The organism is Gemmatimonadota bacterium (assembly GCA_026702745.1).
Taxonomy (GTDB): domain Bacteria; phylum JAAXHH01; class JAAXHH01; order JAAXHH01; family JAAXHH01; genus JAAXHH01.
Map to the genome: position 1 here is coordinate 1 of JAPPBT010000060.1, position 24840 is coordinate 24840.

19 protein-coding genes and 1 pseudogene are annotated in these 24840 nt (G+C 63.6%); 4 read left to right on the plus strand and 16 right to left on the minus strand.

Annotated features, from left to right (window positions below; genetic code table 11):
- The 3 genes and pseudogenes from OXH56_09470 to ribB all read right to left on the minus strand — a co-directional run.
- Positions 1-214: squalene/phytoene synthase family protein (locus tag OXH56_09470; protein MCY3555536.1), on the minus strand; the 214-nt coding region annotated here is incomplete at its 3' end.
- On the minus strand, positions 202-1140 hold the full coding sequence (gene hpnC / locus OXH56_09475) for a squalene synthase HpnC (GenBank protein ID MCY3555537.1): 939 nt from the start codon (positions 1138-1140) through the stop codon (positions 202-204). The genes hpnC and OXH56_09470, both read right to left, overlap by 13 nt.
- Positions 1141-1391: 251 nt before the next feature.
- Positions 1392-2015 (minus strand): annotated as a pseudogene (ribB, locus tag OXH56_09480) (3,4-dihydroxy-2-butanone-4-phosphate synthase).
- 246 nt (positions 2016-2261) lie between these two features.
- Between ribB and OXH56_09485 the strand changes: the two are divergent.
- Together OXH56_09485 and OXH56_09490 are read left to right on the plus strand one after the other, a co-directional pair.
- Complete coding sequence (locus tag OXH56_09485) at positions 2262-5024, plus strand: winged helix-turn-helix domain-containing protein (GenBank protein MCY3555538.1); 2763 nt, start codon at positions 2262-2264, stop codon at positions 5022-5024.
- Between the two features lie 127 nt (positions 5025-5151).
- The gene (locus OXH56_09490) at positions 5152-6303 is read left to right on the plus strand and encodes a thiamine-phosphate kinase (GenBank protein MCY3555539.1); all 1152 of its coding nucleotides are present in this window, start codon (positions 5152-5154) and stop codon (positions 6301-6303) included.
- 29 nt (positions 6304-6332) lie between these two features.
- Here the strand turns inward: OXH56_09490 and OXH56_09495 are convergent, their stop codons facing one another.
- The 13 genes from OXH56_09495 to OXH56_09555 form a co-directional block, all read right to left on the minus strand.
- Entirely contained in the window at positions 6333-6638 is a 306-nt protein-coding gene (locus tag OXH56_09495) for a non-heme iron oxygenase ferredoxin subunit (protein ID MCY3555540.1), read from the minus strand.
- A 61-nt stretch (positions 6639-6699) separates the two neighbouring features.
- On the minus strand, positions 6700-8436 hold the full coding sequence (locus tag OXH56_09500) for a LysM peptidoglycan-binding domain-containing protein (GenBank protein ID MCY3555541.1): 1737 nt from the start codon (positions 8434-8436) through the stop codon (positions 6700-6702).
- A gap of 155 nt (positions 8437-8591) precedes the next feature.
- Positions 8592-9791 carry a tRNA epoxyqueuosine(34) reductase QueG gene (queG, locus tag OXH56_09505; protein ID MCY3555542.1) on the minus strand — a complete coding sequence of 400 codons (1200 nt, stop codon included), beginning with the start codon at positions 9789-9791 and terminating at the stop codon, positions 8592-8594.
- Between the two features lie 22 nt (positions 9792-9813).
- On the minus strand, positions 9814-11493 hold the full coding sequence (rny, locus tag OXH56_09510; GenBank protein ID MCY3555543.1) for a ribonuclease Y: 1680 nt from the start codon (positions 11491-11493) through the stop codon (positions 9814-9816).
- A 528-nt stretch (positions 11494-12021) separates the two neighbouring features.
- Entirely contained in the window at positions 12022-13989 is a 1968-nt protein-coding gene (locus tag OXH56_09515; protein ID MCY3555544.1) for a heme lyase CcmF/NrfE family subunit, read from the minus strand.
- Between the two features lie 89 nt (positions 13990-14078).
- Positions 14079-14789 carry a ribose-5-phosphate isomerase RpiA gene (gene rpiA, locus OXH56_09520; protein ID MCY3555545.1) on the minus strand — a complete coding sequence of 237 codons (711 nt, stop codon included), beginning with the start codon at positions 14787-14789 and terminating at the stop codon, positions 14079-14081.
- A gap of 209 nt (positions 14790-14998) precedes the next feature.
- Positions 14999-15595 carry a hypothetical protein gene (locus OXH56_09525; protein MCY3555546.1) on the minus strand — a complete coding sequence of 199 codons (597 nt, stop codon included), beginning with the start codon at positions 15593-15595 and terminating at the stop codon, positions 14999-15001.
- An 8-nt stretch (positions 15596-15603) separates the two neighbouring features.
- Positions 15604-16509, minus strand: coding sequence for an NAD(P)-dependent oxidoreductase (locus OXH56_09530; protein ID MCY3555547.1), 906 nt, complete (start codon positions 16507-16509; stop codon positions 15604-15606).
- A gap of 8 nt (positions 16510-16517) precedes the next feature.
- Positions 16518-16904, minus strand: coding sequence for a cupin domain-containing protein (locus OXH56_09535; GenBank protein MCY3555548.1), 387 nt, complete (start codon positions 16902-16904; stop codon positions 16518-16520).
- Positions 16905-17049: 145 nt separating this feature from the next.
- Complete coding sequence (locus OXH56_09540; protein MCY3555549.1) at positions 17050-17838, minus strand: SDR family oxidoreductase; 789 nt, start codon at positions 17836-17838, stop codon at positions 17050-17052.
- Between the two features lie 100 nt (positions 17839-17938).
- Entirely contained in the window at positions 17939-18922 is a 984-nt protein-coding gene (locus tag OXH56_09545; protein MCY3555550.1) for an amidohydrolase family protein, read from the minus strand.
- A 33-nt stretch (positions 18923-18955) separates the two neighbouring features.
- The gene (locus tag OXH56_09550) at positions 18956-21511 is read right to left on the minus strand and encodes a M14 family metallopeptidase (GenBank protein MCY3555551.1); all 2556 of its coding nucleotides are present in this window, start codon (positions 21509-21511) and stop codon (positions 18956-18958) included.
- A gap of 55 nt (positions 21512-21566) precedes the next feature.
- Positions 21567-22256 carry a peptidylprolyl isomerase gene (locus OXH56_09555; protein MCY3555552.1) on the minus strand — a complete coding sequence of 230 codons (690 nt, stop codon included), beginning with the start codon at positions 22254-22256 and terminating at the stop codon, positions 21567-21569.
- A gap of 333 nt (positions 22257-22589) precedes the next feature.
- Between OXH56_09555 and OXH56_09560 the strand changes: the two genes are divergently transcribed.
- Positions 22590-23501, plus strand: a complete 912-nt coding sequence (locus OXH56_09560) for a hypothetical protein (GenBank protein ID MCY3555553.1) — start codon at positions 22590-22592, stop codon at positions 23499-23501.
- A 95-nt stretch (positions 23502-23596) separates the two neighbouring features.
- The gene (locus OXH56_09565) at positions 23597-24811 is read left to right on the plus strand and encodes an MFS transporter (GenBank protein MCY3555554.1); all 1215 of its coding nucleotides are present in this window, start codon (positions 23597-23599) and stop codon (positions 24809-24811) included.
- Positions 24812-24840 lie beyond the last annotated feature (29 nt).

A 24840-nucleotide genomic window follows, 5' to 3' on the forward strand; every position in this document is an offset into this window, starting at 1 on the left:
TCCCGGTCGTGCCGGTTGCGCCGGCCGTCCCGGTCGCGCCGGTTTCCCCGGTCTCCTCGTCGACGATATCGTCACAGTAGCGCATGAAGGCGTAGACCGCACACATGGCCCGCCTTCGTTCGGCCGGCAGGACGAGGAAGGAATAGTAGAAGTTCTTCGCCCTCGATTTCGCCACTGCGCGGCAGAAGTCATAGGAACGTTCTAGCGAATCCATAGTCGTTTCAGTGCGTATTTCATGAACAGGCCGGTCTTCCGTGCGGTTGACAGGGTGGGCCGCCGGGTCAGCACGTCGAAACGCCGTCTTTCGATCTGGTCCAGCAGGGCGGAACCGCACCGGTTGAACAGTTCGATGTCCAGTCCGACCCTCGCGTCCACCATTCCGCACAATCCGAGCCCCTCATCGAACAGCTTGCGCGTTCGGTTCACCTGGTACGCCATCAGTCCCCTGAATCGATCGTCGACGACCCCGGCCTCCAGGTCCTCTTCGGTGTAATGGTACCGGTCCAGATCCTCCATAGGCAGGTAGATCCGGCCCTTTTCCAGGTCTACTCGCACATCCTGCCAGAAGTTGGCCAGCTGGAGCGCGGTGCACGTGGCGTCGGACAGCAACTGGCGTTCCCTGTCCCGGTAGCCGCACAGGTAGAGCACGAGACGGCCCACGGGATTGGCGGAATAACGGCAGTAATCGAGCACGTCAGCGTAGGTCCGGTAACGCGTCACGACCTGGTCCTGTCGGAACGCGGTCAGCAGGTCCCGGAACGGGGCAATCGGTATGTCGAACCGGTCGATCGTTTCCCGCAGGGCGATGAAGACCGGATGACGGAATTCGTTGTCGTAACAGGCCTGTAATTCGGCATCCCACCAGTCGAGCAGCTCGAGGGACAGGTCCGTGTCTCCGGTTTCGTCGGCGAGGTCGTCGGACCACCGGCAGTAGGCGTAGACATGGTAGAAGTGCCGCCGGAGCGCGCTGGGCAGAAAGGGGGAAACGACGATGAAGTTCTCGTAGTGCCGGCGCGCGAGGTGCCTGCAGTACCGGTGAGCGGACTCCAGGGAGGCGTCCCCGGCGCCGGGCAGCGCGTCGAGCGCGAGATCATTGAACCGGAGTACGGCTTCCGGCAAATAGTCAGGTAACTGAGACATGAATAAGACGCGGAAAGACCGTCTCCCGGTCCGCCTGGACTGCCTGGACTGCCTGGACTGCCTGGACTGCCTGGACTGCCTGGCTCGCCTGCCCCGCCTGGTCGACCTCCCAGACTGAACGCTGGGATCGTCTGACCAGGCGTCGGGCTTACCCGCAGGCGGCCGGCGGCAGGATGCCGGTACGTGTACTACTCGCTCCGGCCGTGGTTCAGCCGGGTTCCGCTGCCTTACCCACCGCTGCAGGCGAATTCCAGTACGAGTTCCTCTTCGAGGCGGTACTCGATGAGGTCCTTGATGGTTGCGATTTTCAGATGATGCTCGTCGGCGATTTCGACCAGGCGGGGAAGACGGGCCATGGAGCCGTCCTCGTCCAGCACCTCGCACAGGACACCCGCCGGGTAGAGACCGGCCAGCCGCATCAGGTCGACCGTGGCCTCGGTGTGCCCGTCCCTTTCCAGCACGCCGCCGTCGCGTGCCTGCAACGGAAAGAGGTGACCCGGCCGTTCGAAGTCCTCCGGTGTCGTATTCGGGTTCACGAACAGTTGAGCGCTTACCGCCCGGTCATGGGCGGAAATGCCGGACGTCACGCCGTTTATCGCATCCACGGATACCGTGAATGGCGTGTCCGCCGTCGACGTTTTCCCATCGACCATGATGGGGATGTCCAGCTCGGCGAGCCGCTGTTTCGTGGTGGGCAGGCAGATCAACCCCCGTCCGTGCCTCGACATGAAGTTGATGATTTCGGGCGTGACCTTTTCGGCGGCTACCATGAAGTCGCCTTCGTTCTCGCGGTTCTCGTCATCGATGACGATCAGCACCCGTCCTGCTCTTATTTCTTCCACGGCCTCGGGAATGGTGCAGAAATGGGATAACATCTCGCTTACCCCCTTTTCTAAGGTGTAATTAAACACGAGCGGCGCGCGCTCACAATCGGATTCGCAAGTGAATGGATTTTCAGGAAGAACGCTCTGGCCGCCGTGCCTCGGTGGAAAATTAGACATATGTTCATAAGGGGATTATATTCATACCGAATATGAATTGCATGAGGTCCCCGTGAGTATTCTGTGAGGAACGTATGAATCCGTCATTTTTTTCGTCGGAATCCGCAAATTGAGTCCCGAATGACGCAACAGACCGCCGCCAAAGGCTTCCGTTTCGACGATTTCGTGCTGGACATCCAGAACCGCCAGGTTCGCCGGAAACACGCCGTGCTGCCTTTGAGTTCCAGGTATTTCGACGTACTGGTGCTGCTGGTATCCAATGCGGGACAGCTTGTAGAGAAGAACCGCATCTTCGACGAAGTCTGGGAGCACGTGATCGTCAGCGATACGGCGCTGACCCAGTGTATCAAGTCGATCCGGAAGCAGCTGGAGGATGACGCGTCGAATCCCCGTTACGTCAAAACGGTGCCGAAGCATGGGTACGTCTTCATCGGCGAAGCGGTGGAGATCGTGGATGAACCGTCCCCGCAGGCGACCAAAGACGAGCCGACCCGTCCGTACAAGTTCCTCGACTACTACACCGAAAACGACCAGGGCCTGTTCTTCGGCCGCGAAGAGGAGATCGAGAACATCTGCTCCCGCATTCTTGCCCGGCGCTCGTTCCTCCTCTACGGCCGTTCCGGCGTCGGCAAGAGTTCGATCCTCCGGGCTGGCGTCATCCCGAGGTTGCAGGACCAGGGTCACCTGACGTGTATCATCCGGAGTTTCACCGATCCGCTGCAGCACATGCAGCGGATGGTCCGCCGGCTCGTAACGGATAACGGTGCGGGCGGCTTCGATCCGGACGGCGTTTCTCTGCAGGATCTGCTGCACCGGCACTGGTCCGGCCCCGCATCCCGGATCGTCGTCATGCTGGACCAGTTCGAAGAGTTCTTTCTCCTGCTCGATGAACAGGGCCGGAAGGCGTTCATCGATGAACTCGCCGTGATCATGGAGGACGATGCGCTTCCCCTGCAGTTCGTCTTCGTAATGCGGGAGGACATGCTCGCGGAGATGAGCCGGCTCAAACCGGCGGTCCCGGAGATCTTCCACCATGAATACCGTCTCGGCCGTCTGACCTCCGAACAGGCCGCACAGGCCATCACGGGTCCCGCCTGGCGGGTCGGCTGCCGGTTCGAAGACGCACTCGTCGACCGCCTGCTGGAGGATCTCTCCGACGAGAACTCCGTCGATCCACCTCACCTGCAGATCGTGTGCGATACGCTATACGATCAGCGCAATACGAAAAACCTCATCACGGAATCGGCCTACGACCAGCTGGGCGGCGCTTCGCAGATCCTGGCCGACTATCTCGCCAGGGTCCTCCGCCGGTTTTCGGCGGCCGACCTGTCCGTGGTACAGCAGGTGCTGCTGGCGCTCATCTCTGCGGAGGAGCGGCTCATCGTCGTGCGGGAGGCCGATCTGGCTGCGCGGATCCAGACCGGCGACCGTTACGACGCCGACACCCTCGGCACGCTGCTCGGGGAACTGGTCGACGCCCGTATCGTCCGGCGCAGAAACCAGGAAGGGGAAGGGTGGCTGGAACTCGCCCACGAATGCATGATTCCGGAGGTGTCCCGCTGGCTGACCGGCAGCGTTTACGAAGCGAAGCAGGCACGGAGCCTGCTCGAACGTTCGGTGGAGAATTACAGGACCTACCAGCTCATCATGGACCGCGAAAGCCTGGACCTGCTCGCGCCGTACCTGGAGGAAATCGGCGTCTCTGGCGACGAAGCGTACCTGCTCTGTATCAGCCTGCTCAACCGGGACCGGCCCGTTCCGGCCTGGCTGGTTGAAAAGGTCCCGGATGCGGTGAACGTGATTCTGGAGGCCATGTACAATGATCGCCGGGAAGTCCGCAAGCGGGCGGTGGAGTCATCCCGGCCCGTGCGCTGCGCGGCGCTGAACAACCGGCTCCGGAACCTTGCGTTGCGGGATCCCATGCTGAGCGTGCGCCGGGCGGCAAGTATCGAGCTGGCGGACTGGTTCGGTTCGGCCGTGGAATCGATACTGACCCGACCCACGGGAAACGAGTCCGTAAGCCGCCTCCAGCGCGCGGTCAGCCTGGCCTTTCTGCGGGAACAGAACCGGTCGGTCAAGCTTTCCCGGCTGTACCGCGTCATGGTGATGGTAGGTTTCATACTGATGCGCCTGCAACAGGGCGGGATCGACATCATGCAGCAAGGCATAGGAGGTACGTTCGGCGGTGCCGTGTCCGGCCTGTTCGGCGGGCTGCTCCTCGGAACCGCCCTGGCCGCCGTTAGTTCCGGCCTGTCGTCGGAGGCGCTTACGCCCATTTTCGTCCTGGCCGGCCTGGGCCTGTTCGGCGGGGCATTCGGCGGTGCGGGCGTGTCCTTCGGCATGGTCGCGCTCCGGCGCGTATCCGGAAAATACGGCCGGTGGCTCGGTGTACTGGGCGGCGCGCTGGGCGGCGGCATGGTGGGCGCCGCGTTCAGCCTGTACAGTGCCGATACCATACAGACCCTGTTCGGCCGGCAACCCGCGAGCCTGACCGGCGGTCTCGAAGGCGCCTTCATCGGCGCGGGCGTGGCTCTCGGACCGGTCGTCACCTACTATCTGGCAAGGCGGCCCGGGCAGTGGCGAAGCCTGCTCTATATCGTCTTCGGCGCACTGGGCGGCATGATCGCCAGCATCCTCCTGACTGTGATGGGCGGTAACATGTTCACGGCCAGCCTGGAAACCCTGCGGCAGTCTTTCGATGCGTCGCAGATACGGCTTGAAACCATCGCGACGATCTTCGGGGAAGGAGAGTTCGGCCGTACTACCCAGGTCGCCCTGGGCGCCCTGGAGGGGTTGCTCTTCGGTGGGGGCGTTACGGCTGGCATTGAAATATTCACGCGCTCGAGGGAGCGGGTCGAAGGGCGGTTCGGCAAGGGCGGGTAGGTACGCGTGCAAGGCCGCGCGGCAGTTATGAATTAGGCGCGGGGATGCGTGCTTGCGCGGCAGTTTTGAACCAAGCGCAGGGATGCGCGCATGCGCGGCCGGCCGCGCGAGAAGGGGAAGATGAACCGTGGAGCATCGTAAGGAAGGCGCGGGACTTCCGGGCGAATTCGAGGTGATCCGGCGTATCGGGCACGCGGTGCCCGAGGCGAATCCGAGCGTCCTGATGGGGATCGGCGATGACGCCGCGGCCGTAGTGCCCGCACCCGGCATGACGACCCTGCTGACGACCGACACCTTCGTGGAAGGCGTGGACTTCGACCTGGCCTTCTCGTCCTGGCGGCAGATCGGATGGAAGTGCATGGCCGCCAATTACAGCGATATTGCGGCCATGGGCGGCGTGCCCCGGCACGCACTGACCACCCTCTGCCTTCCTGCCCATCGGTCCATGGAGGACGTGGAGGCGTTGTACGCGGGGTTTCAAGACCTGGCCGGACACGCCGGCCATCCCGTGTCCATCGTCGGAGGCGATCTGAGTTCGGTGGTCGGTCTGGACGGGCCGACCGTCATCTCCATCACGGTGAGCGGAGAAGCCGCGGAGGAACACATCACGCGGCGCAGCGGCGCCCGGGTGGGTGACATCCTGTGCGTGACCGGACACCTGGGCGCGAGCGAGACCGGCCTGCGCCTGCTGCGTTCGGCACGGGAACAGTCGACCGCAGGGAGCCCGGCCGCGGGAAGGCCGGCAACACAAGGGCCGGCAACACAAGGGACGACGGAGCGGTCGGCGACGCCACGGACGGCGGTGCGTCCGGATTCGGAGCAGCCGGCGGACCGGTTCGAAGGCGTACTATGCCGCCACCGCACCCCCGTTCCGCGGGTCCGAGAGGGTGTTCTTCTGTCAAACAGCGGGTGGGTCCGCGCCATGATCGACGTGAGCGATGGGCTGAGTTCAGACGCCCTTCACGTGGCGCACGGTAGCGAGGTAGGGTTGAACCTGGATGGGAACGCCCTGCCTATCGCAGAGGAAACCAGGCGGGCCATGGAGGAGCTTCGGCTGGATCCCGTTGGGACGGCCCTGGAGAGCGGCGAGGAATTCGAACTGCTGTGCGCTATTGCGCCGGAAGGGGTGGAGCAACTGGCGAACGAGCTTGCGGATCATACCGGAACGATGCTGACCCCCATTGGAGAATGCGTCTCCGCCGACAGGGGATGCACCATTACGGATCACTCCGGACCCCGGCCCCTGCGGCCGCAGGGGTACGAACATTTCAGTGGCTGACGTCAATGGCTGACGTCAACGGCTGATGGCTAAATTTCTATTTCCACGGCGTCGCCGGTCACCCGGACCGGGAAGCAGGTGAGGTTTTCGTAGGCAGGAGGCGACAGGACGTCGCCGGTGGTCACATCGAAAGACGCGCCGTGGAACGGACACCAGAGGTCGGTGCCGTCCAATTCCCCTTCGCTCAGGGGCGCGCCCATGTGGGGGCAGAAATTGTCGGCGGCATAGTACTTCCCGTCCACGTTGCAGAGGACGATCTCCTTCCCGCTGATCGAGACCATCTTCATCTGGCCCGGACTCAACTCATCCAGTTCCGCCGCCTTGACATATCCCATTACGCTTGCTCCTCTATCGGTCCCGCGTGATCCGGGTACTGCGTGACCCCGGAACGACGGGTCAACCCGGTATGACGATCCGCTGACCGATTTGCAGCCGCCTGGCCTGCACGTCGGGGTTTGCCCGCATCAGGGCCGCGAGGGTAACCTTGAAGGCCCGGGCGATCCGCGCCAGCGTGTCCCCCGACCTGATGTTGTAGGTCACCGCACCGCCTGTTCCCCTTCCGCCTCCGTTTCCGGACAGGCGAAGCACCTGGCCGGGGTGGATGAGGTCTCCACGCAACCCGTTGGCCAGCTTCAGCGCGACGACGGACGTCCCGTAGTACCGGGCGATGCGGGTCAGCGAGTCGCCGCGTCGGACGGTGTGCGTGGCGGCGTCCCTCGACGTACCGTACGAAGCCGCCTGCCCGGCCCATAGACCTCCATTGTAGTTCCTTCCGGGTACGCGGAGGACCTGGCCGATGCGGATCAGGCTGCCCCGGATCCGGTTCATGCTCCGGAGTCTGCTGACCGAAGTCCGGAATCTGCGGGCGATGTGGCCCAGTGTATCACCCCGCCGCACGCGGTACCTGCGTACCTCGGGAGGGGGCTTGAAATCCGACTCCGGTAGCTCGTGGAGACTGCCGAGAAGGGTCGAACCCGCGCCCAGGGGTACGCGCAGCGAATACCCGGTGGGCGGTGTCACGCCATACCGGATATCGGTGTTCAGCGCCTTGAGATCGTCCTGCGACATGGCGAGCAGTTCGGCGACATGCTGCAACGCGACGGACTTGTCGATGCGGACCTCTTCGATAAGATGGGGTTCGTAGGTATCCGGCAGTTCAACGCCGTATTTCTCCGGGTTCTCTAGAATATGCAGCACCGCGAGGAACTTGGGCACGTAGTTCCGGGTCTCCCTGGGCAGCCGCATTTTCCAGTAATCCCGGTTCCCCGTCCGGTTGATCTCGCGGAGCACCCGGTACTCCCCGCAGTTGTATGCCGCCATGGCGAGAAACCAGTCGTCGAACATGGTGTACAGGTCGCCCAGGTAGGCAAGGGCCGCCGGGGTGGCCTTGATGGGGTCAAAGCGGTCGTCTACCCAGCCGGACCGCTGGAGTCCGTACCGTTTTCCCGTATCGTAGATGAACTGCCACATGCCCGCCGCGGACGCCCACGAGAACGCCCTGGGCTTGAAGCCGCTTTCGACGATGGGAAGCCATTGAAGCTCCGGCGGCATTCCCCTGGCGGCCAGTTCTTCGCGGATCATCGGGGTGTAGCGCCCGGACCGCTGGTACGCGGTCTTGAGTATGTTCAGGCTTCGGTCTTTGAGAAACAGATTGATCTGTTGGGTGACGCGGCGGTTGAGTACCCTGGGGATCGAACCCCGGACTTCGGCGGCGGCGCGGCGCCTGTTCTGGATACGGTCCACCAGCGGTCCAAGCCTCGTGAGGAGTTCGGCCTGCTCGGGTGTGGCCGCGTGCTTCTGGTCGTCGCTCAGCAACACGAGCAGTTCAAGCACTTCATCGACCGCGGCGCGCGCGGCCGTTGTGTCGGATCGCTCCAGCGCCGAGAGGGCCGCGTCATATCGCAGCCTGGCGTCGGCAAGCAGGCTGGCCGGATCCTTCATCGCCAGGGAATCGGACGGGGTGACGTGATCGAGGGTAAGATTCGGGTCCGGCAGTTCCTCCACCGCGACGGTATTCCCGGCGGTATCCGCCGTACCGGCCGGGGGCGTCGTGCGCGCGACCGGTTCAAGGGTCCGGGGGGCGGCGCAACCGACGAGGATCACAAGGCCTATGAGCGGGAGGTGTCTAATCATATCCATGCCTGCGATTCAGATACCGAACAAGCCGCCGGACGTCGATCCACCGCCCGGCAACTGCCTCCAAAGCCACCTGAAATATATGGTCAACCTCCGGGGAGGCAAGGGCTTTTAGAAAAAAGTATGTACCATCAGGACGCCTCGCGACGCGCTCATGACGCCTCGCACTCGGCAAGCGCCCGGTCTATTTCCGCGACAACCCACGGATCTTCCTCGGTCTTCCGCGCCTTCTTCAGTTCCGCCAGCGCCGTTGTGCCACCCACGTTCCCCAGCGCCCAGGCCGCATGGCCCCGGACCAGCGGTTCGTCGTCGCCCAGCGAATCGGCGAGGGCGGAAACCACTCCAGGGTCCTTCGTGTTGCCCAGGGCCACGGCGGCGTTCCGCAGCAGGCCGCGCCGCTTCGTCCGTTTGATGGGACTGCCCTTGAACCGGGTCCTGAACGTCTCCGACGTCATCCCCAACATTTCGACGAGGTCCGGCAATTCGTTCCAGGGACGGGCAGCGAAGGCCGGATGACCGGTTTCGGGCGCGCGGCGGTTCCATGGACAGACATCCTGGCAGTCGTCGCACCCGAACACGCGGTCTCCCATTGCCGCGCGGTACTCCAGGGGAATGGCGCCTTTCAGTTCTATGGTATGGTAGGAGATGCAGCGGCGCGAATCGACCACGTAGGGTTCGACGATGGCGTCCGTGGGACAGGCTTCGAGGCACAGGGTGCACGTGCCGCAGTGATCGGCCTCGGGCCCGTCCGGGTCCAGTTCGATGTCGAGGAGGATCTCCCCGATCAACAGCCACGATCCCACGCGCTTGTGGATGAGGTTGGTATGCTTCCCGAACCACCCCAGGCCGGCGCGGACGGCGAATTCCCGTTCCAGCACGGGCCCCGTGTCCACGTATACCTTCCCTTCCACGGGACGGTCGGCCCGGTCCTGCACGAATCGAAGCAGCGCCAGCAGCTTCTCTTTCATCACGTCATGGTAATCGTCGCCCCGGGCGTACCGGGCGATTTTGCCGCGAGGGGTACTTTCGGACGTACCTTCGTGCGAGCCACCGAGCGTGTGCCCCGGCATGAGGTCCGGTGTGTTTTCGGGCGTATTTTCGGAGACGGGGTCCGGGTCCGGACACCGGTAATTCATGGCGACCACGACGAGGGACCGGGCGTGCGGCAGGATTTTCCGCGGATCCTGCCGCTTCTCGATCTGGCGTTCCAGGTAGGCCATCTCGCCGGCCAGGCCCTGCTCGACCCATTCGGCGTAGTAACCCCCGTGGCGGGGTGGATCGGCCGTCGTTACGCCGGCAAGATCGAATCCGAGCGACGCGGCATGGGCCTTGATTTCTTCGGTAAGAGACACGGGAATCCGCTGCGCGGCGTGGCTATCCCGCCGCCTGTCCGCTGGACGCCGCAGCTTGTCGCCGGTTCCGGTTTCGTCCGTACGACCTTCGACGTCCGCTATGCTGCTGGTCGTCCCGCTTGTTCGTCATCCTGTGGGCGATCTTTTCGCGGATGACGGTCACCTTGATGTGTCCGGGATAGGTCAGGTCGTTGCGGATCTTCTGGGAGATCTCGGAAGCCAGCGTGTGCGTCCGGTCGTCGTCCACCTGGTCCGGCCGGACCATGACCCGGATCTCACGGCCGGCGTTGATGGCGTAGGCGTCGGCCACCCCGTCGAAGGAACGGGCGAGTTCTTCCAGTTCCACCACTCTGCGGACATAGTCTTCCGGATCATTCCTGCGAGCGCCGGGCCTGGCGCCGGAAATGGCGTCCGCCGCGGCGACCAGAAAGGTGATCGGCGAGGTGATTTCCTCGTTCTCGTCGTTGTGATGGGCGATGATGGCGTTCTTGACTTCCTCGGGTTCGCCGTACTTTTCCGCGAAGGCCAGGCCGATTTCCGGGTGGGATCCCTCCATCTCGTGGTCCAGGGCCTTGCCCACGTCATGCAGGAGTCCGCAGCGCCGGGCGAGTATTTCGTCCAGGCCGATCTCGACGGCCATCATCCCGGTGAGGAACGCCACCTCCTTCGAGTGATCCAGGGCGTTCTGGCCGTAACTGGAACGGAACCGCAACCGGCCGACCAGTTTCATCATCTCGGGGTGCATAGATTTCAGTTTGAGCTCGTTGACGGCCTGCTGACCCTCCGAGAGCAGGCGGCTGTCGATCTGTTCCCGCGCCCGTCCGATGATCTCCTCAATGCGGCTCTGGGTGATCTTCCCGTTGGATACGAGATCCGCCATGGCCGTCCGTGCGATTTCCCGGCGAATGGGATCGAAACAGGAGATGACCACGGCTTCGGGCGTATCGTCCACCATCACCTTGACTTCGCTGGCCGCCTCGAAAGTCCGTATGTTGCGGCCGTCTTTCCCGATGATACGGGCTTTTATCTGGTCGTTGGGCAGAGGAACCACCGCGACGCTGGTCTGCGTGGACTGATCCACCGCGCACCGGCTGATCGCCAGCGTGACAATCTGTCTCGCTTCCCGGTTGGCATTGGTCTGCGCGGTTTTCAGTATGTCCCTTACCTGGTGCTCGGCTTCCTGCTTCACATCTCGGATGAGTTCGTTATTGAGCTGCTGCTTGGCTTCCTCGGAGGTCAGCCTGGCCAGGGATTCCAGCCGGTTGCGGTATACCGAGGCCGATTCCTTCAGGCGGACTTCCTGCGCGTTCAGCCGCTCTTCCGACTTTTCCAGTTCGTCTTCCCGCAGGCTGGTCTGGTCCTCGCGGTCCTTCAGGCTGTCATTCCGCTGCTCGCACTCTTTCTCCCGGTCCATCATATCCTGCTCCTGGCTCACCAGGGCGGACTGCCTTCTGTTGATTTCCTCCTCCTGGGCCTCCCTAGCGTCGTGCCATTTCCGCTTCTCCTCCAGCATCTCCGCCCGCCGCTGCACTTCCATTTCCTTGAAAAGGCGCTGGGCGCGCTTCTGGGCCTTTTCCTCCATTTCGCCGGCTTTGCTGCGCCGCCAGAGCATGCCGATGACCAGCCCGACGAGACCGGAAAACACGGTCAGCGCGGCCAGAGGCAGCAATAACCCGTTCAGGTTTTCCAATGGGAATTCCATACAACACCCCCTGCGATAGAGCAGCTTATCCCTTTAGTGGTATCGAGCGCAGTGGCATTGAACAGTTGCGTCGAGCCCGGGATTATGTTCGATAAGCTGGCCGCCGGACCGGAGTGTGACCGGGACGGCTTTCGCCGGCAGGGGCGTTTTGCTTACGGGCGAGGAAGGGATGGCACCCGTATCTTTCGAACCGTTCCGCCGAAGGGGCGTTTATGCGCGTATTCCCGACGATCTGCCGTCAAGCGTTTGCAATGTTTTCCGCTTAAGAAAGTGCCTTCGCCTTCCGGCGCCGGGAAAGTGCGTGCATAATTCAGCAAAGTAAAATCTGAAGTTGAACTGAATCTGATTCCACCTGTTCGCCAGGAACGGTGTCGATCTTGCGTTTTGCTTGTGAAATCCGTGTTCCGATGCGCCCGTTCTTCCTTAAGGAGCGCCCCCATCCTGCTTATCGAGTTACCCAATCAAGTCGTACAATATGCAGTTTCCGGTGGCATCATCCGGGTTGTCGTACTTTAAACTGCGACGCGGTTATGCGGACCGCTCGCGTGCGCCTGGTTTCCTTCCGAATCGATCCGGCAGGAACAGGATGATCGTTCCCAGCATGAGCAGCGCCGTACCGACCCAGACCCAGTTTACTAATGGATTAATGTAGACCTTAAATGTAGCTACGTCAAGCGTTTCGTTCAGTTCCGCCAGGACCACGTACAGGTCCTCATTCACTGTCGACCAGATGGAAACTTCCGAAGTCACCTGGTCCTGAATGGGGTAGAGCCGCTTCTCAGGGGCCATCATCACGACGGGCTCGCCGTCCACGGAAAGGCGCAGCAGGCCGGCGTAGGACACGTACTCGCCCATGTTGGTCTCGGTGAGGGAATCGAAGTCCAGCGTGTAGTTCTTGATCTGGAAGGACTCGCCCTCCCGGACCGCGAAGTTCTCCTCCCGGTCGAACGCCTTTCCCGTGAAGCCCACGAAGAGGAGCACGATGGCGATGTGGACGACGTAACCGCCGTACCGGCGCTTGTAGCTCATGACCAGGCGGTAGAAGGCCGCGGGCCAGGATTCTTCGTTCGTCGACCGGCGCGCGCGAGCGCCGCGGTAGAACTCCAGACCGATTGCGCCGACCACGAAGGCGCACATGCTGAAGGAAAGCACGGCATAGACGTGCCGGATGCCGAAGGCGAGCAGGATGGCGGCCACGGCGAGGAAGCAGGCGATGGGTATGGAGAAATGCCGCTTCAGGCTCTGCACGGACGTCTTGCGCCAGGCGAAGAGCGGGCCCGCGCCGGTGAGAAAGAGCAGGAAGAGGCCCAGGGGCACGTTGATCTGGTTGAAATACGGCGCGCTCACCGTGATCTTCTCCCCGCTGACCGCCTCGGAGAGCACGGGGAATATGGTCCCCCACAGGATGGCGAAGCACACGCCGACGAGGGCCAGGTTGTTCAGCAGGAAGCTGCTTTCTCTCGAGACGAAGGAGTCGAGTTCGCTGCGTGCCTTCAGGGCGCGGCGCCTGCTGATCAGGAGAGCGAAGGACAACACCATCGAGACGATGACGAATCCCAGGAACATGGGGCCGATGCCCGAGGTGGTGAAGGAATGGACCGATGAGACGACCCCGCTCCGCGTGAGAAAGGTGCCGAAGTAGACCAGGCCGAACGTCAGGATGATCAGGATGAAGTTCCAGATCTTCAGCATGCCCTTCTTCTCCTGGATCATCACGGAATGGAGAAAGGCCGTGATGGTCAGCCAGGGCATGAGCGCCGCGTTCTCCACCGGGTCCCAGGCCCAGTATCCGCCCCATCCCAGCTCGACGTAGGCCCACCGGCCGCCCAGCATCAGGCCGAAACCGAGGAAGAACCAGGCGTAGAGGGTCCATCGGCGGATCGTCCGGATCCACGTGTCGCCCAGTTCCCCCGTGATCAGCGCGGCCATAGCGAAAGCGAAGGGGACCACGGTCCCCACGTAGCCCTGGTACAGGATGGGCGGGTGGATGATCATGAGCGGCATCTGCAGCACCGGGTTCAGGCCGCGGCCCTCGGCGGGCACGAAGGGAAGCAGCTCGAAGGGGTCGGCCATGAAGATGAGCAGGGCGATGAAGAACAGGACCACCGACATCATCACCGCGTGGACGTAGGGGATCAGCGTCTGGTTCCGGTCCCGGTTCGTCAGGTGCACCACCAGCGCGAACAGGGCCAGGGTCCATACCCACAGGAGCAGGGAGCCCTTCTGCCCGGCCCACATCGCGGTGACGCGGTAGAAATCGGGCAGGGTGCTGCTGGTGTAGGAGGCGACGTACTCCACCTGGAAGTTGCCCGTGTACAGGTGGTATATCAGCACGATGGACGACAGGGTCAGCAGGCCGAAGGTGGCGAGGACGCCGTGGGCCCCGCTGGCGATCATCTGCGGGTTCCGCGCCCGGGCGCCGACCACGCTGGTCACGCCGCCGTAGGCCGCGGTCATGAAGGCGAGCAGGAGGCTGAAGTATCCGATATCGTTCATTTAATCATCTCAGTAAGTGTCGCGCGGCCATCGGACCGAATGGACGTCGGAGCGATTGGACGTCGGAGCGCGCCGGCCGGCCCCGGGTTTCAGGTTCGTCTTTCAATCTCGATCCGGCCCTCGCCGGATATCCTCCCGACGAGGACCTCGGTCGCCAGTCCGACGAAGAGGCCGTTCTCCAGGATGCCGGGTACGTTGTTGAGCGTGCGCTCCATCTCACCGGGGTCGTCGATCCCGTCGAAACGGGCGTCCACCACCATGTTCCCCTGGTCCGTGATGACCGGCCCGTCCTTGTGGACCGCCATCCGCAGCACGGGTTCGCCACCCAGTGCTACGACCGTGCGCATGACGGGCTGAACGGCCATGGGCAGGACTTCCAGCGGCACGGGGCGTTTCGTGCCCAGCCGTTCGACCAGTTTCGATTCGTCCACGATGACGACGAACCGTTCGGCCATGCCGTCCACGATCTTCTCGCGCAGGTGAGCGGCGCCCCGGCCCTTGATCAGGTTCATCGCGGGATCGACCTCGTCCGCGCCGTCCACGGCGATGTGGACCCGGTCCACGTCGTCCAGCGTGCCCGGCGGGATGCCGTTCCCGCGGGCCAGCACCGACGCGTCGAAGGACGTGGGGATGCCGACGATGTCCAGTTGCTCCTCCCGCACGCGGCGCCCCAGTTCCTCGATCATAAACTCCGCCGTCGATCCCGTGCCCAATCCGACCACGTCGCCCGGGCTGACCATACGGGCGGCCTCGATGCCGACGGTCCTCTTCATGTCTCGGGTCAGGTCTTCGGATGGCATGTACTGGTTTCCGGGTCTCGATCCGGCTATTTGACAGCGTCCAAAGATAAGCCGGTTTATCGGTTCAAGTCAACTGATTCCGGGACCTCAAGCGCATGTATCATCATAGTCAGCGCGGGCTGCAAGGGTTGGGGCAGGTGTGGGACCGGTCCAGTGGAACGACCGGCCCGGCAGAAGGATACGGACGCCGGCGTGGAATGGCCCGTACTTCAACGGGAACTGCGGCGGAAGGTCATCTGGTTTCCGCTGGGGAAGAAGATGGTCAGGAGATCATCTTCTATGGTGATGGTGCAGGGTTCGGCAGGCGCGTCTTCGGCGTCCGCCGGCCTCACCCTCATCGACAGCTCGCTGGCCTCGAAACCGTCGACGGCGTGGCCGCCGGAGAGGTTGTACAGGTGGCGGAAGGTCAGCTTGTCCCCTTCCAGCGTGTAGGTGCCCCCCTCGCCGGATCCCCTCCGGGGGCCCTCGTCGGTCACGATGAAGAAGAGGACCGACCAGTCCTTTTCGGTGAAGGAGATCAGCCCGGTCACCTCGTGGACCGGACCGGATTTGAGCCGGTACGCTTCCGGTTTCCAGGCGCCCCGGATATCGAGCGACCCGGATTCGGACTGCGGATTGGCGGTCGCGGATGATGTGTCCGTGCCTGGGTTGGCGATCGCGGCCGGTATAGCGGAGCTCGGGATAGCGACCGGTGCGGCTGCAACAGCGATCGGTACGGCCGCGGCGGTGCCTGGCCCGGCAGCACCCAGCATGACGGCGCCCGGTATCAGGAACACAGCAAGGATGATGGATGTTTTCCAGTGCATGGTTTACCTCACGGTTTTCCGGATGGGTCGACGCCCGTGACGCCCGCGACGCCCGCCCGTTTCAGGTAATCTCCGATGTACTCCAGAATGTCGGCCTGTGCGTTTCCCCGGTCCTGGTAACGCCTCAGGAGGTCCTCAACCATAGGGGCGATTTCCAACGGGACGTCGAGCGACCTGCCGAGCTCCACGCCCAGGTGCATGTCCTTGACCCCGAGGTCGACGGCGGAATACAGGGACTGGTCGTCCAGGAAGCGGGTCAGGCACCGCTCCATCATCCGGCTTTGGCCCATGCTCGGTCGGATGGCTTCGATTAACTCACGCGGATCGATGCCGGCCCGAGCGCCGATGGCCATCCCTTCGCAGGCGCCGATAAAATTGGTGAACATCATGAGATTGTTCACCAGCTTGGTCGCTACGCCGCTGCCGGTATCCCCCATGCGGACGACCGTTTCGCCCATATCGCGCAAAAGGGGTGCGTACCGGTCGAACACCGCCTGAGGCCCGCCGACGAAGACGGTAAGGGTGGCGTCCCTGGCGCCGAATACTCCGCCGCTGATCGGCGCGTCGAGCACGTCGATGCCTCGCGCCGCACCTTCATGGGCGATGCGCCGGATGAGTCCCGGTTCGCCCGTGCTCGTGTCGATATAGGCGGTCCCGCGTCCGAGACCTTCGAACACGCCGTCCTCGCCCAGAACGACCGTCTCCACCACGGCGGGACCGGGCAGCGATGTAAGGACCGCATCGGCGCCTACGGCCGTCTCGCGGGGGGACGAAGCCCAGGTAGCCCCGGCCTCCAGCAGGTTCGAGGCCTTTTCCTCGTCCAGGTCGTGGACGCGCAGGGCGTGTCCGGCGCGCAGGAGGCTGGCGGCCATGGGGTTCCCCATGTTGCCCAGCCCGATGAATCCAACTCTCATGCCTTTTCCTAACGCGTTTCGTCGATGGTCGGGAAGTCACCCGGAATGGTGATCTCGATGACTTCGAAATCGTCGGAGTACTCCATGAGTTCATGGGCGACGCCGGGCGCCTGGTACCACGCGTCGCCCGCGGTCACCTCGATCTCGCCCACGTCCGCCAGGTCGATGCGCGCCCAGCCCTTCAGCAGGTAGTTCATCTGAAACTCGAGTTCGTGGGAATGATAGCCCATGGGGCCGTCGCAGGACTGGGCGGCCCGGATGACGTGGGCCATCACCCGGCCTTCGGTGGCGGACTTCATGCCCAGGTCGCGGTACACGAAATAGGGCCGCAGGCCCTTGACCCAGTCCGCGCCGTCCGCATGCGCCGCGAAGGACCTGGAGGTGTTCTCAGCCATGATGATTCTCCTTTTTTATTGGAAATGACCAATGTAGACGATCGATGTAAACGACCGATGAAGCCGACAGAGGCGAGCGCCAGTTGAAACGGTGCTCGCCCGAACGGCTTCAGGGCGTGCCCCGGCATAGGGTTGTGTGCCGGCATCAGGGCGTGCCCCGCCGCTCGCCGCCATCCATGTAGACGGCGGTGCCGAAGACATACGAACAGGGTTCGGACGCGAGAAAAGTCGCCACGGTAGCGATCTCCTCCGGTTCCGCGATGCGGCCGGCGGGAATCCGCTCGCCGGCTTCGCGAAGCAGGTCCACGACGTCGCGCCCCTGCCGGTCGGCCTCCACCTGCTGCAGGTCCCGGGCACGCTTGGTGTTTGTCATGCCGGGACATATGGCATTGACCAGGATGCCGTCGCCGGAAACCGCGTCTGTCAGGGCCCGCGTACTGTTCAGGACGGCGATGTTGGCCACGCTCAACGGGATGTTGCCGCGGCCGGGGCTCGTACCCGCGCTGCCGGCGATATGGACGATGCGCCCCCAACGGTTCTCCTGCATATGCGGGATCACCAGTTGTGACATCCTCAGGTATCCGTGGGCCTTGAGCGCCAACCCCTCGTCGATCTGTTCCGTGGGAAGCTCCAGGATGTCGCCTCCCCGGGCCGCCCCGGCACAGTTGACGAGGATGTCGATACCACCGAAGGCGTCGGCGGCCTCACGGACCACCCTGCGGCAGTCGTCCAGCGAGGTCAGGTCGGCGGTGACCGCGTGTCCCTCGCCACCCGCCGCTTCGATTTCCCGGACCACCTCGTCCAGCAGGTCCCGGTTTCGGGCCGTACCGCACACGCGGGCGCCTTCACGGGCCAGGGCCAGCGCGCAGCAACGTCCGATGCCCCGGCTGGCGCCGGTGACGATTGCTCTTTTGCCACGGAGTTTCAGGTCCATGGATCTAACACTCCGATCTCGAAGGCTGGAACGTTGAACCGGTGTCGTCGCCCATCGGGACCGGGTTGCTCTGGACGCGGTCCGGCCGGCGGTGGATCGATCACAACCCCAGCAGGCGGACGGTGTTCCCTCCCAGAATGGCTTTGCGGTCTTCTTCGGTCAGGTCCATCGCGTTGATGCTCTCGATCATCTTCGGCATGCTGCCGATCTGGTGGGGATAGTCGCTTCCGGCCAGGATACGATCGACCCCGGCGAATCCCAGGGCAAAATGCAGCGCGTCCACGTCGAAATTTACCGTGTCGTAGTAGAACTGGTTCTTCAGGTAGACCGTGGGATGGTGCTCCAGGTTGGCGCGGCACTGCGGAAAGGCCTCGTAGCACCGGTCGAAGCGCTCGGCGAGGTAGGGCACGGCGCCGCCCAGGTGGCCCAGCACCCAGCGTATGTTCGGAAAGCGCTCCACCACGCCGCTGAAGAGCAGGCTGGCCGTGGCCAGGGTCGTATCCATGAGAAATCCCACCGCGGGCATGAGCATGTAGTCCTGCATGGCCTCCACGCCCAGGGGGAAGGTGGGATGGATAAAGACGGCCATTCCACGATCGTCCGCGATCTCGTACATGGGCCAGAAGCACGGATCGCTGAGCGCCACGCCGTTGGCGTTGCTGTACACGCACGCCCCTTTGAGGCCCAGCGAACCGACGGCCCGTTCCAGTTCGGCGGCGCAGGCCTCCGGCTTGTTCAGCGGAAGCGTGGCCAGGGCCGGCAGACGGTCCGGATGGGCCTGCTGAATCTCGGCGAAAAGATCATTGACCCTGCTGCTGAGTTCGGCGGACCGGTCCGGCGTCTCGATGAGCGTACCGGGCGCCGTGAAGGTGATGACGTGCGTGTCTACGCCGGCCGCGTCCATGACCTCCAGGCGCACGTCCATGAGCCGGTGACCGGGCACCAGGATGTTGTAGTCGCCGGGAGAGTGCAGGACCGGGTTGCCGTCTTCGTCATCGGTCACGGTGTACGCGCTGGGACCCTTCCGGATCTCCTCGACGTACCGGGGCGGATAGACGTGGTTGTGAAAATCGACGATGGGCATGGGGTGGGCCTGTCCTCTCCGCTCGCTTGCCCGTCAGCTCCCGTACAACGCGTTGAAGAGCAGCTTGAAGGTGCCGTGGGTCTGGTTGCGGAAATTGACCTGGAACCCGTAGAGTACGATGCGGCCTTCTCCGTGGCGCACGCTGATCATGGCGGGCTTGCCGGCGATGTGTTCCTCGCCGATCAGCCACCCGCTCTCGAGCACGTCCTTCTCGGGATAGGCGGCAACCACCTCGTACCGGTCGTTGAAGTGCGATGGGTTGATCGAATACACGGGACTGCCGCGGTGCATGGCCAGGGCCCGCTCCGGCATGCCGTATCCCAGCCGGTGGGTGTTGTCGACCCGGATCCGCAGCGTGGAACCGGGGCAGAAGAACGCGCTTTCCGGCAGTCCGGCCGTTACGTCGGTGATGTGGAGGCCGAACTTCTCGATGGGAAGCTGGCACGCGCGGCCGACGGCCACGAGCGTGCCGCCTTTCTCCACGAAGGCGCCGATGGCCTCGATTTCCGATTCGCCCAGGGCGCTGCGGTACTTTTCGGGCTGGGGCACGGTCTTCAGGCGTCTTTCGATCTCCTGTTCCGTGCCGGCCATCATGTCCATCGTGTCGTCGGGCAGGATGAACGCGTCGCAGAGGTTGCTGAGGCCGTCCCGGATATCGGCGTCCCGTACGGAGCGGTAGGAAAAACCCGACTGCTCCAGCGTCATGCGGGTCCAGCCTTCGGGCATGTTGCCGCCCCAGTACCGCTGGTACATGGCGATGCGCGGCGGCCCGACGGGTTCGCCTTCCACCGGATCTTCGAGGCGGTAGCCCGCGGCGCCGGCATCCCGGACGATCTCCTCGGACCTCGCCTGGTCGATCCCGCTGACGATAAAGGCGCCGGGCGGCATGGGCGACATGCCTTGGCCGCCCACGGATACGGGGCCGGTGGCACGGCAGACATCCGCGCCCGCAACGAGCGCCGCATTGACTGCGGCGAAGGCGGCGTTAAAACGGGGGTCGATGGCCATGCCGTGCGCGCCGTCGCCGGTCACCGCACCGTTCGCCGACGCCGGTTCGGTCACGGCATCCAGGTTCAGGGCTTCCACGTCCAGGGCTGCGTGGGGCACTTCCGCGGGTTCTGCGCAGACGCCCATCATCTCCGCCAGCGTGTCCGTCGTCGTGTCGAAGATCCTGGTGGGGGAGCCGTCGGCCTTGCGCGCCCAGGCGTCGTCCGGCCAGAAGGTCCGCTCCAGCAGCGTCTTGACCACGCCGCGCTTGGGCTGGGCATTGGGAATGAACCAGGTACCGGCGGGATAGACCCGGCTTCCCACCGTCGCCCGAGTCCGGGTTCGCTGCACGTCGATGCCTTGGCGAAGCAGGGCGTTCACGAGGAGGGTCACGACCGCCGGATCGTGCTGGTCAGGGCGGATGAAGAAACCCGCGGAATCGTCTTCCCGGCCCCTCTGGGTCTGATGCAGGGCCTTCTGCACGGCGTTCCGCAGCACCGTTTCCCGGCACCGTGCCGCGATATCCATGATTCCGGTGGCGGCGACGAGCTGCTGGTCCACCATGTCGCGCAACCGCCACCAGCCCCCCGGCCATGGATTCGGGAAATTGGTCTGCGGCTTGTAATGGGGCAGCGTGTGCAGGGTGTTTCCGTCCTCGCCCCTGAGCTGATGGGGATGCACGTAGAGGGGACTGGCCAGTTTCGCCTGGGCCGTTTCGGAAAGCAGGCTCGCGATGTTGTGGTAGTTGCCGAGCCAGTGAAACCCCATATGGTACCAGGCCGGGAACATGGCGCCGCTGATAACGCCCTGGTGGCCCGCTTCCTCCAGCTTGTAGACCATGTGGGCCCCGTACCAGTTGATCTCGCGCCATACGAGCGGGTCGGCGTGGGGATGAATGGGTTCGCAATAGGGGCAGACGAACAGGCGGGGCTGATAGCCGCCCATTTCGTGGTGGTCCTGGAATACGTGGGGATGCCAGTCCTGGAACATGATCCGGGCCATGTACTTCGATTCCACCAGGTTCAGCATGAAGGCGTCCCGGTTGTTGTCGTGGCCGCAGTACCGGTGATACAGCCAGGGCAGGTCGCATCCCTCGTAGTCCGTGCCCAGGTGCTCGTTGTACCAGTCGGTCACCATGAGTTGCCCGTCGGGATTGAAGCAGGGCACCATCAGGAAGATCACGTTTTCCAGAATTTGCTTCGTGGCCTCGTCTTCGCCCGTCACCAGGTTGTAGGCAAGCTGAGGCGCCATCTGCGTCGCGGCGATTTCATTGGCGTGGAGGCTCATGGACTGGCAGACGATGACCTTGCCTTCCTGCACCAGGCCGTCGATCTCGGTATCGGAAAGGCCCCTCGGATCGGCGATCCGCCCGTTGACCTCCCGAAGCTCCTCCAGCCTGGCCTGGTTCTCCGCGGAGGTGATGATGGCCATCAGGAAGGGGTTGCCCTCCGTCGTGGGACCCAGGTTGACCACCCGGATGTCCTTGCTCTGCTGGTTCAGCAGGTAGAAATACTCCGCGATGCGGTCCCAGCGGGCCATCTTGCGGTCGTCGCCGAGCCGGAAGCCGAAAAAGGATTCCGGCCGCTCAACGCGATCGGCCATGAAGCGCTCCTCCTGTCCGAGGTTGCCCCGTCCGTGGTTGTCCTGTCGGTGCTGACTACCTGGTCATTCTTTCCACTTTGGTGATCACGACCGGCGGCGTGAGACGCTGGTTTTCGCGGGAGGACATCTGGATCTTCCGGATCACGTCCATGCCCCGGGTCACGCGGCCGAATGCGGCGAATCCCTGCCCGTCCGGGTTGCGTTTGCCGCCGAAATCCAGTTCGGGCTGGTCGCCGATGCAGAAGAAGAACCCGGAGGTTGCCGTGTCGGGCCCCATGCGCGCCATGGAGATGGCCCCGTCGACATGCTTCAGTCCGGTCGTGGAGGTCCGTTCGAGGGGAATCGGATCGAATCCGCTGTTGGGCGGATAGCTGTCGTCCCGGTAATCGGGGTTTACGGCGCCCTGTATCACCTCGATCTTCACATCGTTGTTCGGCTGGTTGTCCATGGTCACCGTCCGGTGGAACACCCCGCCGTTGTACTGTCCGGCGTCCACGTACCGCAGGAAATTCGCCACGGTAACGGGCGCCCGGACCGGATCGAGCACGATCTCGATGGTCCCCGCTTCCGTGGTCATCTCCAGGGTGATTCCCTCTTCCTGGGCGTGGACCTGGCCGTCTGGTCCGCCGGGGACGCCCAGGATGGCAAGGCCACCCGGTCCGCCCGGTCCGCCCGGTCCGCCGAAGAGACCGCAGAGCAGCAGGCCGGCCATGACGCGTTTCATTCCAGTCGTCGGAACGCTCATGAGCATGATCCCCGTCCGGTAAACGGCATCACGGCCACCCGTGACGCCCGGTCCGGATGACCGTGGGATGAACACCGTCGTGAATACGTGGAAACAGCAGCGGATACCGGTTCACCCGGCAAGGCGGAACGAACCTTAAAACGTAAGGCATGATGAAACCGGGGTGGGTCCCTGTCAAGCGTTTTATGGTTGCAGTCAGTGGGGTTCCGGCACCCAGTCGACACGGGCAAAAACCTTGACAGTACGACTGGCGCGGTGGAACTTATGGGCATAAACCGAGCCGTCAGTTTTCTCCCGTCGGGCCTTCGTGGCCGGCCCCCGAGATGACCTCCCATGAACAGGCGATTTGAGCGGTCAGCACGGTCCGAACGGACCGCATGGTTCGCGTGGTCCGCACAATACGCAAACCGGATCGGACGGTACCTGGATCGGTACGAGGTCGAGGATCTGGTTCCCCACCCGCTAAAGCGGTTCTCGCGCCGGTTTCTCGGCGCCGGAGTCTGGTTCGCCGCCTTCCTGCATTTCTTCGCCGCAGGCGGCATCTACGTCTACAGCCAGATCGACTTCGAGCCCATGGTGGAGCTTGAGATCCTGCCCTATCCCGATCATCTGATCGACCTCATCGATCCGGCCAGGCTGCTCACGTCGGAGCAGGGCGGCGGCCGGCCAGGCCGGCTCGAGCCACCGGAAGATCCCGGTGACGACATCATGAGCCAGGGCGTGCCCGTCCCCGTGGTCGTGGGGATACCCGAACCGATCGACGACAGCCTGATCGCCGAGGAACATGAGATCGCTTCCCAGGAGGAAATGGAAAGGGCCGTGGCCGTCGCCATGGAATCCGAGAGTGAACCCGGCGACGAGGCCGGCATGGCGGGATCGGGCGTCGCGGGAGGCGTCGAAGGGGGAAGCGGGAGCGGCGGTACGGGCGGCCTCGGCGATGGGGGCGACGGCACCTGGAAATACGACACGCCGCCCATTCCGCGCCGTCTCAACATGAGCATCTCCCGGAGGGAAATCCCGCGGAATCTGCGCCACGTGAAAGACAGCATCGTCCGGTTCGAACTGCTGATTGATGAACAAGGGGAGGTCGTGGACGCCACTATGATCGAATCGACCGGATACGCCGAGATCGACGATCTGCTGCTTCAGAAGATCTTCGCTTCCAGATATCATCCCGCCACCTTGAGGCAGCAGCCGGTCAAGGCGTGGATCGCCGTAGGCTACGGCTACAAGGTCGGCAGATAGTCCCGGTGTCCGCCAGCCGCGTCCCGGTCGGCCATCTGACCCCGGCGGCACCGGTAAACCAGGCGGCCCGGACCGGCCCATAGAACCAGGATTCCATGTCCCCATCCCTTTGTCTCATGATGTTCCTCCAGTTCTTCATCTGGGGGGCCTGGTTCACGACGATCGCCGTCTACATGAGCGCCCACGGGATGGGAGACCTGACCCACTGGCCCTACACGGTAAATCCGGTGGCCGCGATCATCTCTCCCTTCTTCCTGGGCCTGGTGGCGGACCGCTATTTCGCTCCGGAACGGATCCTCGGCTGGCTGCACATCCTGGCAGGCGGCGTCATGCTGCTCGTTCCCGGGGCCGTGGATTCGCCGCTCCTCTTCATCCTCCTCCTGCTGGCCTACAACATCTGCTACATGCCGACCCTGGGCCTGGTGAACGCCATCACGTTTCACCGGATCGAGGACCGGGAAGCGCAGTATCCGCTGATCCGGGTGTTCGGCACGGTCGGCTGGATCGCCGCGGGCCTCTTCATCAGTTTCGTCCTGGGGCTGTTCACGGGCGGGGTCATCCCCGAAGAGACGGCCTGGCCACTCTACACGACCGGAGCGGCGGGCCTGGTCATGGGGCTGTACAGCTTCACACTCGGCCGGACGCCGCCGGCCGCCGCGGGAAGGAAGGCATCGCTGCGGTCCGTGATCGGGCTGGACGCCCTGCAGGAACTGGGAAGCCGGTCGTTCTACCTGTTCATCCTGAGCGCCCTGCTCCTCTGCATCCCGCTGGCCTTCTACTACAACTTCACGCAGATCTACCTCGGCGCGACGGGATTCACGAACATCGCCGGCACGCAGACCCTGGGCCAGTTTTCCGAGGTGTTCCTGATGCTGTGCATGCCCTTCTTCTTCCGGCGACTCGGCGTGAAGCGCATGTTGCTGATCGCCATGGCCGCCTGGATCATCCGGTACGGGCTGTTCTCCCTCGGTGCGCCGGACGCGCTGTGGACCCTGATCGTTACGGGGATCATCCTCCACGGCATCTGCTACGACTTCTTCTTCGTGACCGCCCACGTCTACATGGACCAGCAGGCGACATCTGCGAACCGCGGACAGGCCCAGGGGCTGTTCGTCCTCGTTTCCAGCGGACTGGGCATGCTGATCGGCGCCCAGATCGCCGGCCGGGTCTACAATGCCTTTCTCGGTTCGTCGGGGAGTCTCAGCCTGTCGGACTGGCAGGTATTCTGGAGCCTGCCCGCCGTCCTGGTCATACTGGTTATGATCCTCTTCGCGGCGGGATTTAAAGCGGAAAAAAGCCCATCGGGGTAGGAGAGGAAGCGGGGTGCGACAGGTCCTGT

What these genes read in the sequence shown, in the direction of transcription:
- OXH56_09540 (MCY3555549.1), bottom strand. Translation starts at nt 17,838, where the DNA reads ATGGACCTGAAACTCCGTGGCAAAAGAGCAATCGTCACCGGCGCCAGC.
- OXH56_09550 (MCY3555551.1), bottom strand. Translation starts at nt 21,511, where the DNA reads ATGGCCGATCGCGTTGAGCGGCCGGAATCCTTTTTCGGCTTCCGGCTC.
- OXH56_09515 (MCY3555544.1), bottom strand. Translation starts at nt 13,989, where the DNA reads ATGAACGATATCGGATACTTCAGCCTCCTGCTCGCCTTCATGACCGCG.
- OXH56_09485 (MCY3555538.1), top strand. Translation starts at nt 2,262, where the DNA reads ATGACGCAACAGACCGCCGCCAAAGGCTTCCGTTTCGACGATTTCGTG.
- OXH56_09525 (MCY3555546.1), bottom strand. Translation starts at nt 15,595, where the DNA reads ATGCACTGGAAAACATCCATCATCCTTGCTGTGTTCCTGATACCGGGC.
- OXH56_09500 (MCY3555541.1), bottom strand. Translation starts at nt 8,436, where the DNA reads ATGATTAGACACCTCCCGCTCATAGGCCTTGTGATCCTCGTCGGTTGC.
- rpiA (MCY3555545.1), bottom strand. Translation starts at nt 14,789, where the DNA reads ATGCCATCCGAAGACCTGACCCGAGACATGAAGAGGACCGTCGGCATC.
- OXH56_09555 (MCY3555552.1), bottom strand. Translation starts at nt 22,256, where the DNA reads ATGAGCGTTCCGACGACTGGAATGAAACGCGTCATGGCCGGCCTGCTG.
- OXH56_09545 (MCY3555550.1), bottom strand. Translation starts at nt 18,922, where the DNA reads ATGCCCATCGTCGATTTTCACAACCACGTCTATCCGCCCCGGTACGTC.
- rny (MCY3555543.1), bottom strand. Translation starts at nt 11,493, where the DNA reads ATGGAATTCCCATTGGAAAACCTGAACGGGTTATTGCTGCCTCTGGCC.
- hpnC (MCY3555537.1), bottom strand. Translation starts at nt 1,140, where the DNA reads ATGTCTCAGTTACCTGACTATTTGCCGGAAGCCGTACTCCGGTTCAAT.
- OXH56_09565 (MCY3555554.1), top strand. Translation starts at nt 23,597, where the DNA reads ATGTCCCCATCCCTTTGTCTCATGATGTTCCTCCAGTTCTTCATCTGG.
- OXH56_09535 (MCY3555548.1), bottom strand. Translation starts at nt 16,904, where the DNA reads ATGGCTGAGAACACCTCCAGGTCCTTCGCGGCGCATGCGGACGGCGCG.
- OXH56_09530 (MCY3555547.1), bottom strand. Translation starts at nt 16,509, where the DNA reads ATGAGAGTTGGATTCATCGGGCTGGGCAACATGGGGAACCCCATGGCC.
- OXH56_09495 (MCY3555540.1), bottom strand. Translation starts at nt 6,638, where the DNA reads ATGGGATATGTCAAGGCGGCGGAACTGGATGAGTTGAGTCCGGGCCAG.
- OXH56_09560 (MCY3555553.1), top strand. Translation starts at nt 22,590, where the DNA reads ATGAACAGGCGATTTGAGCGGTCAGCACGGTCCGAACGGACCGCATGG.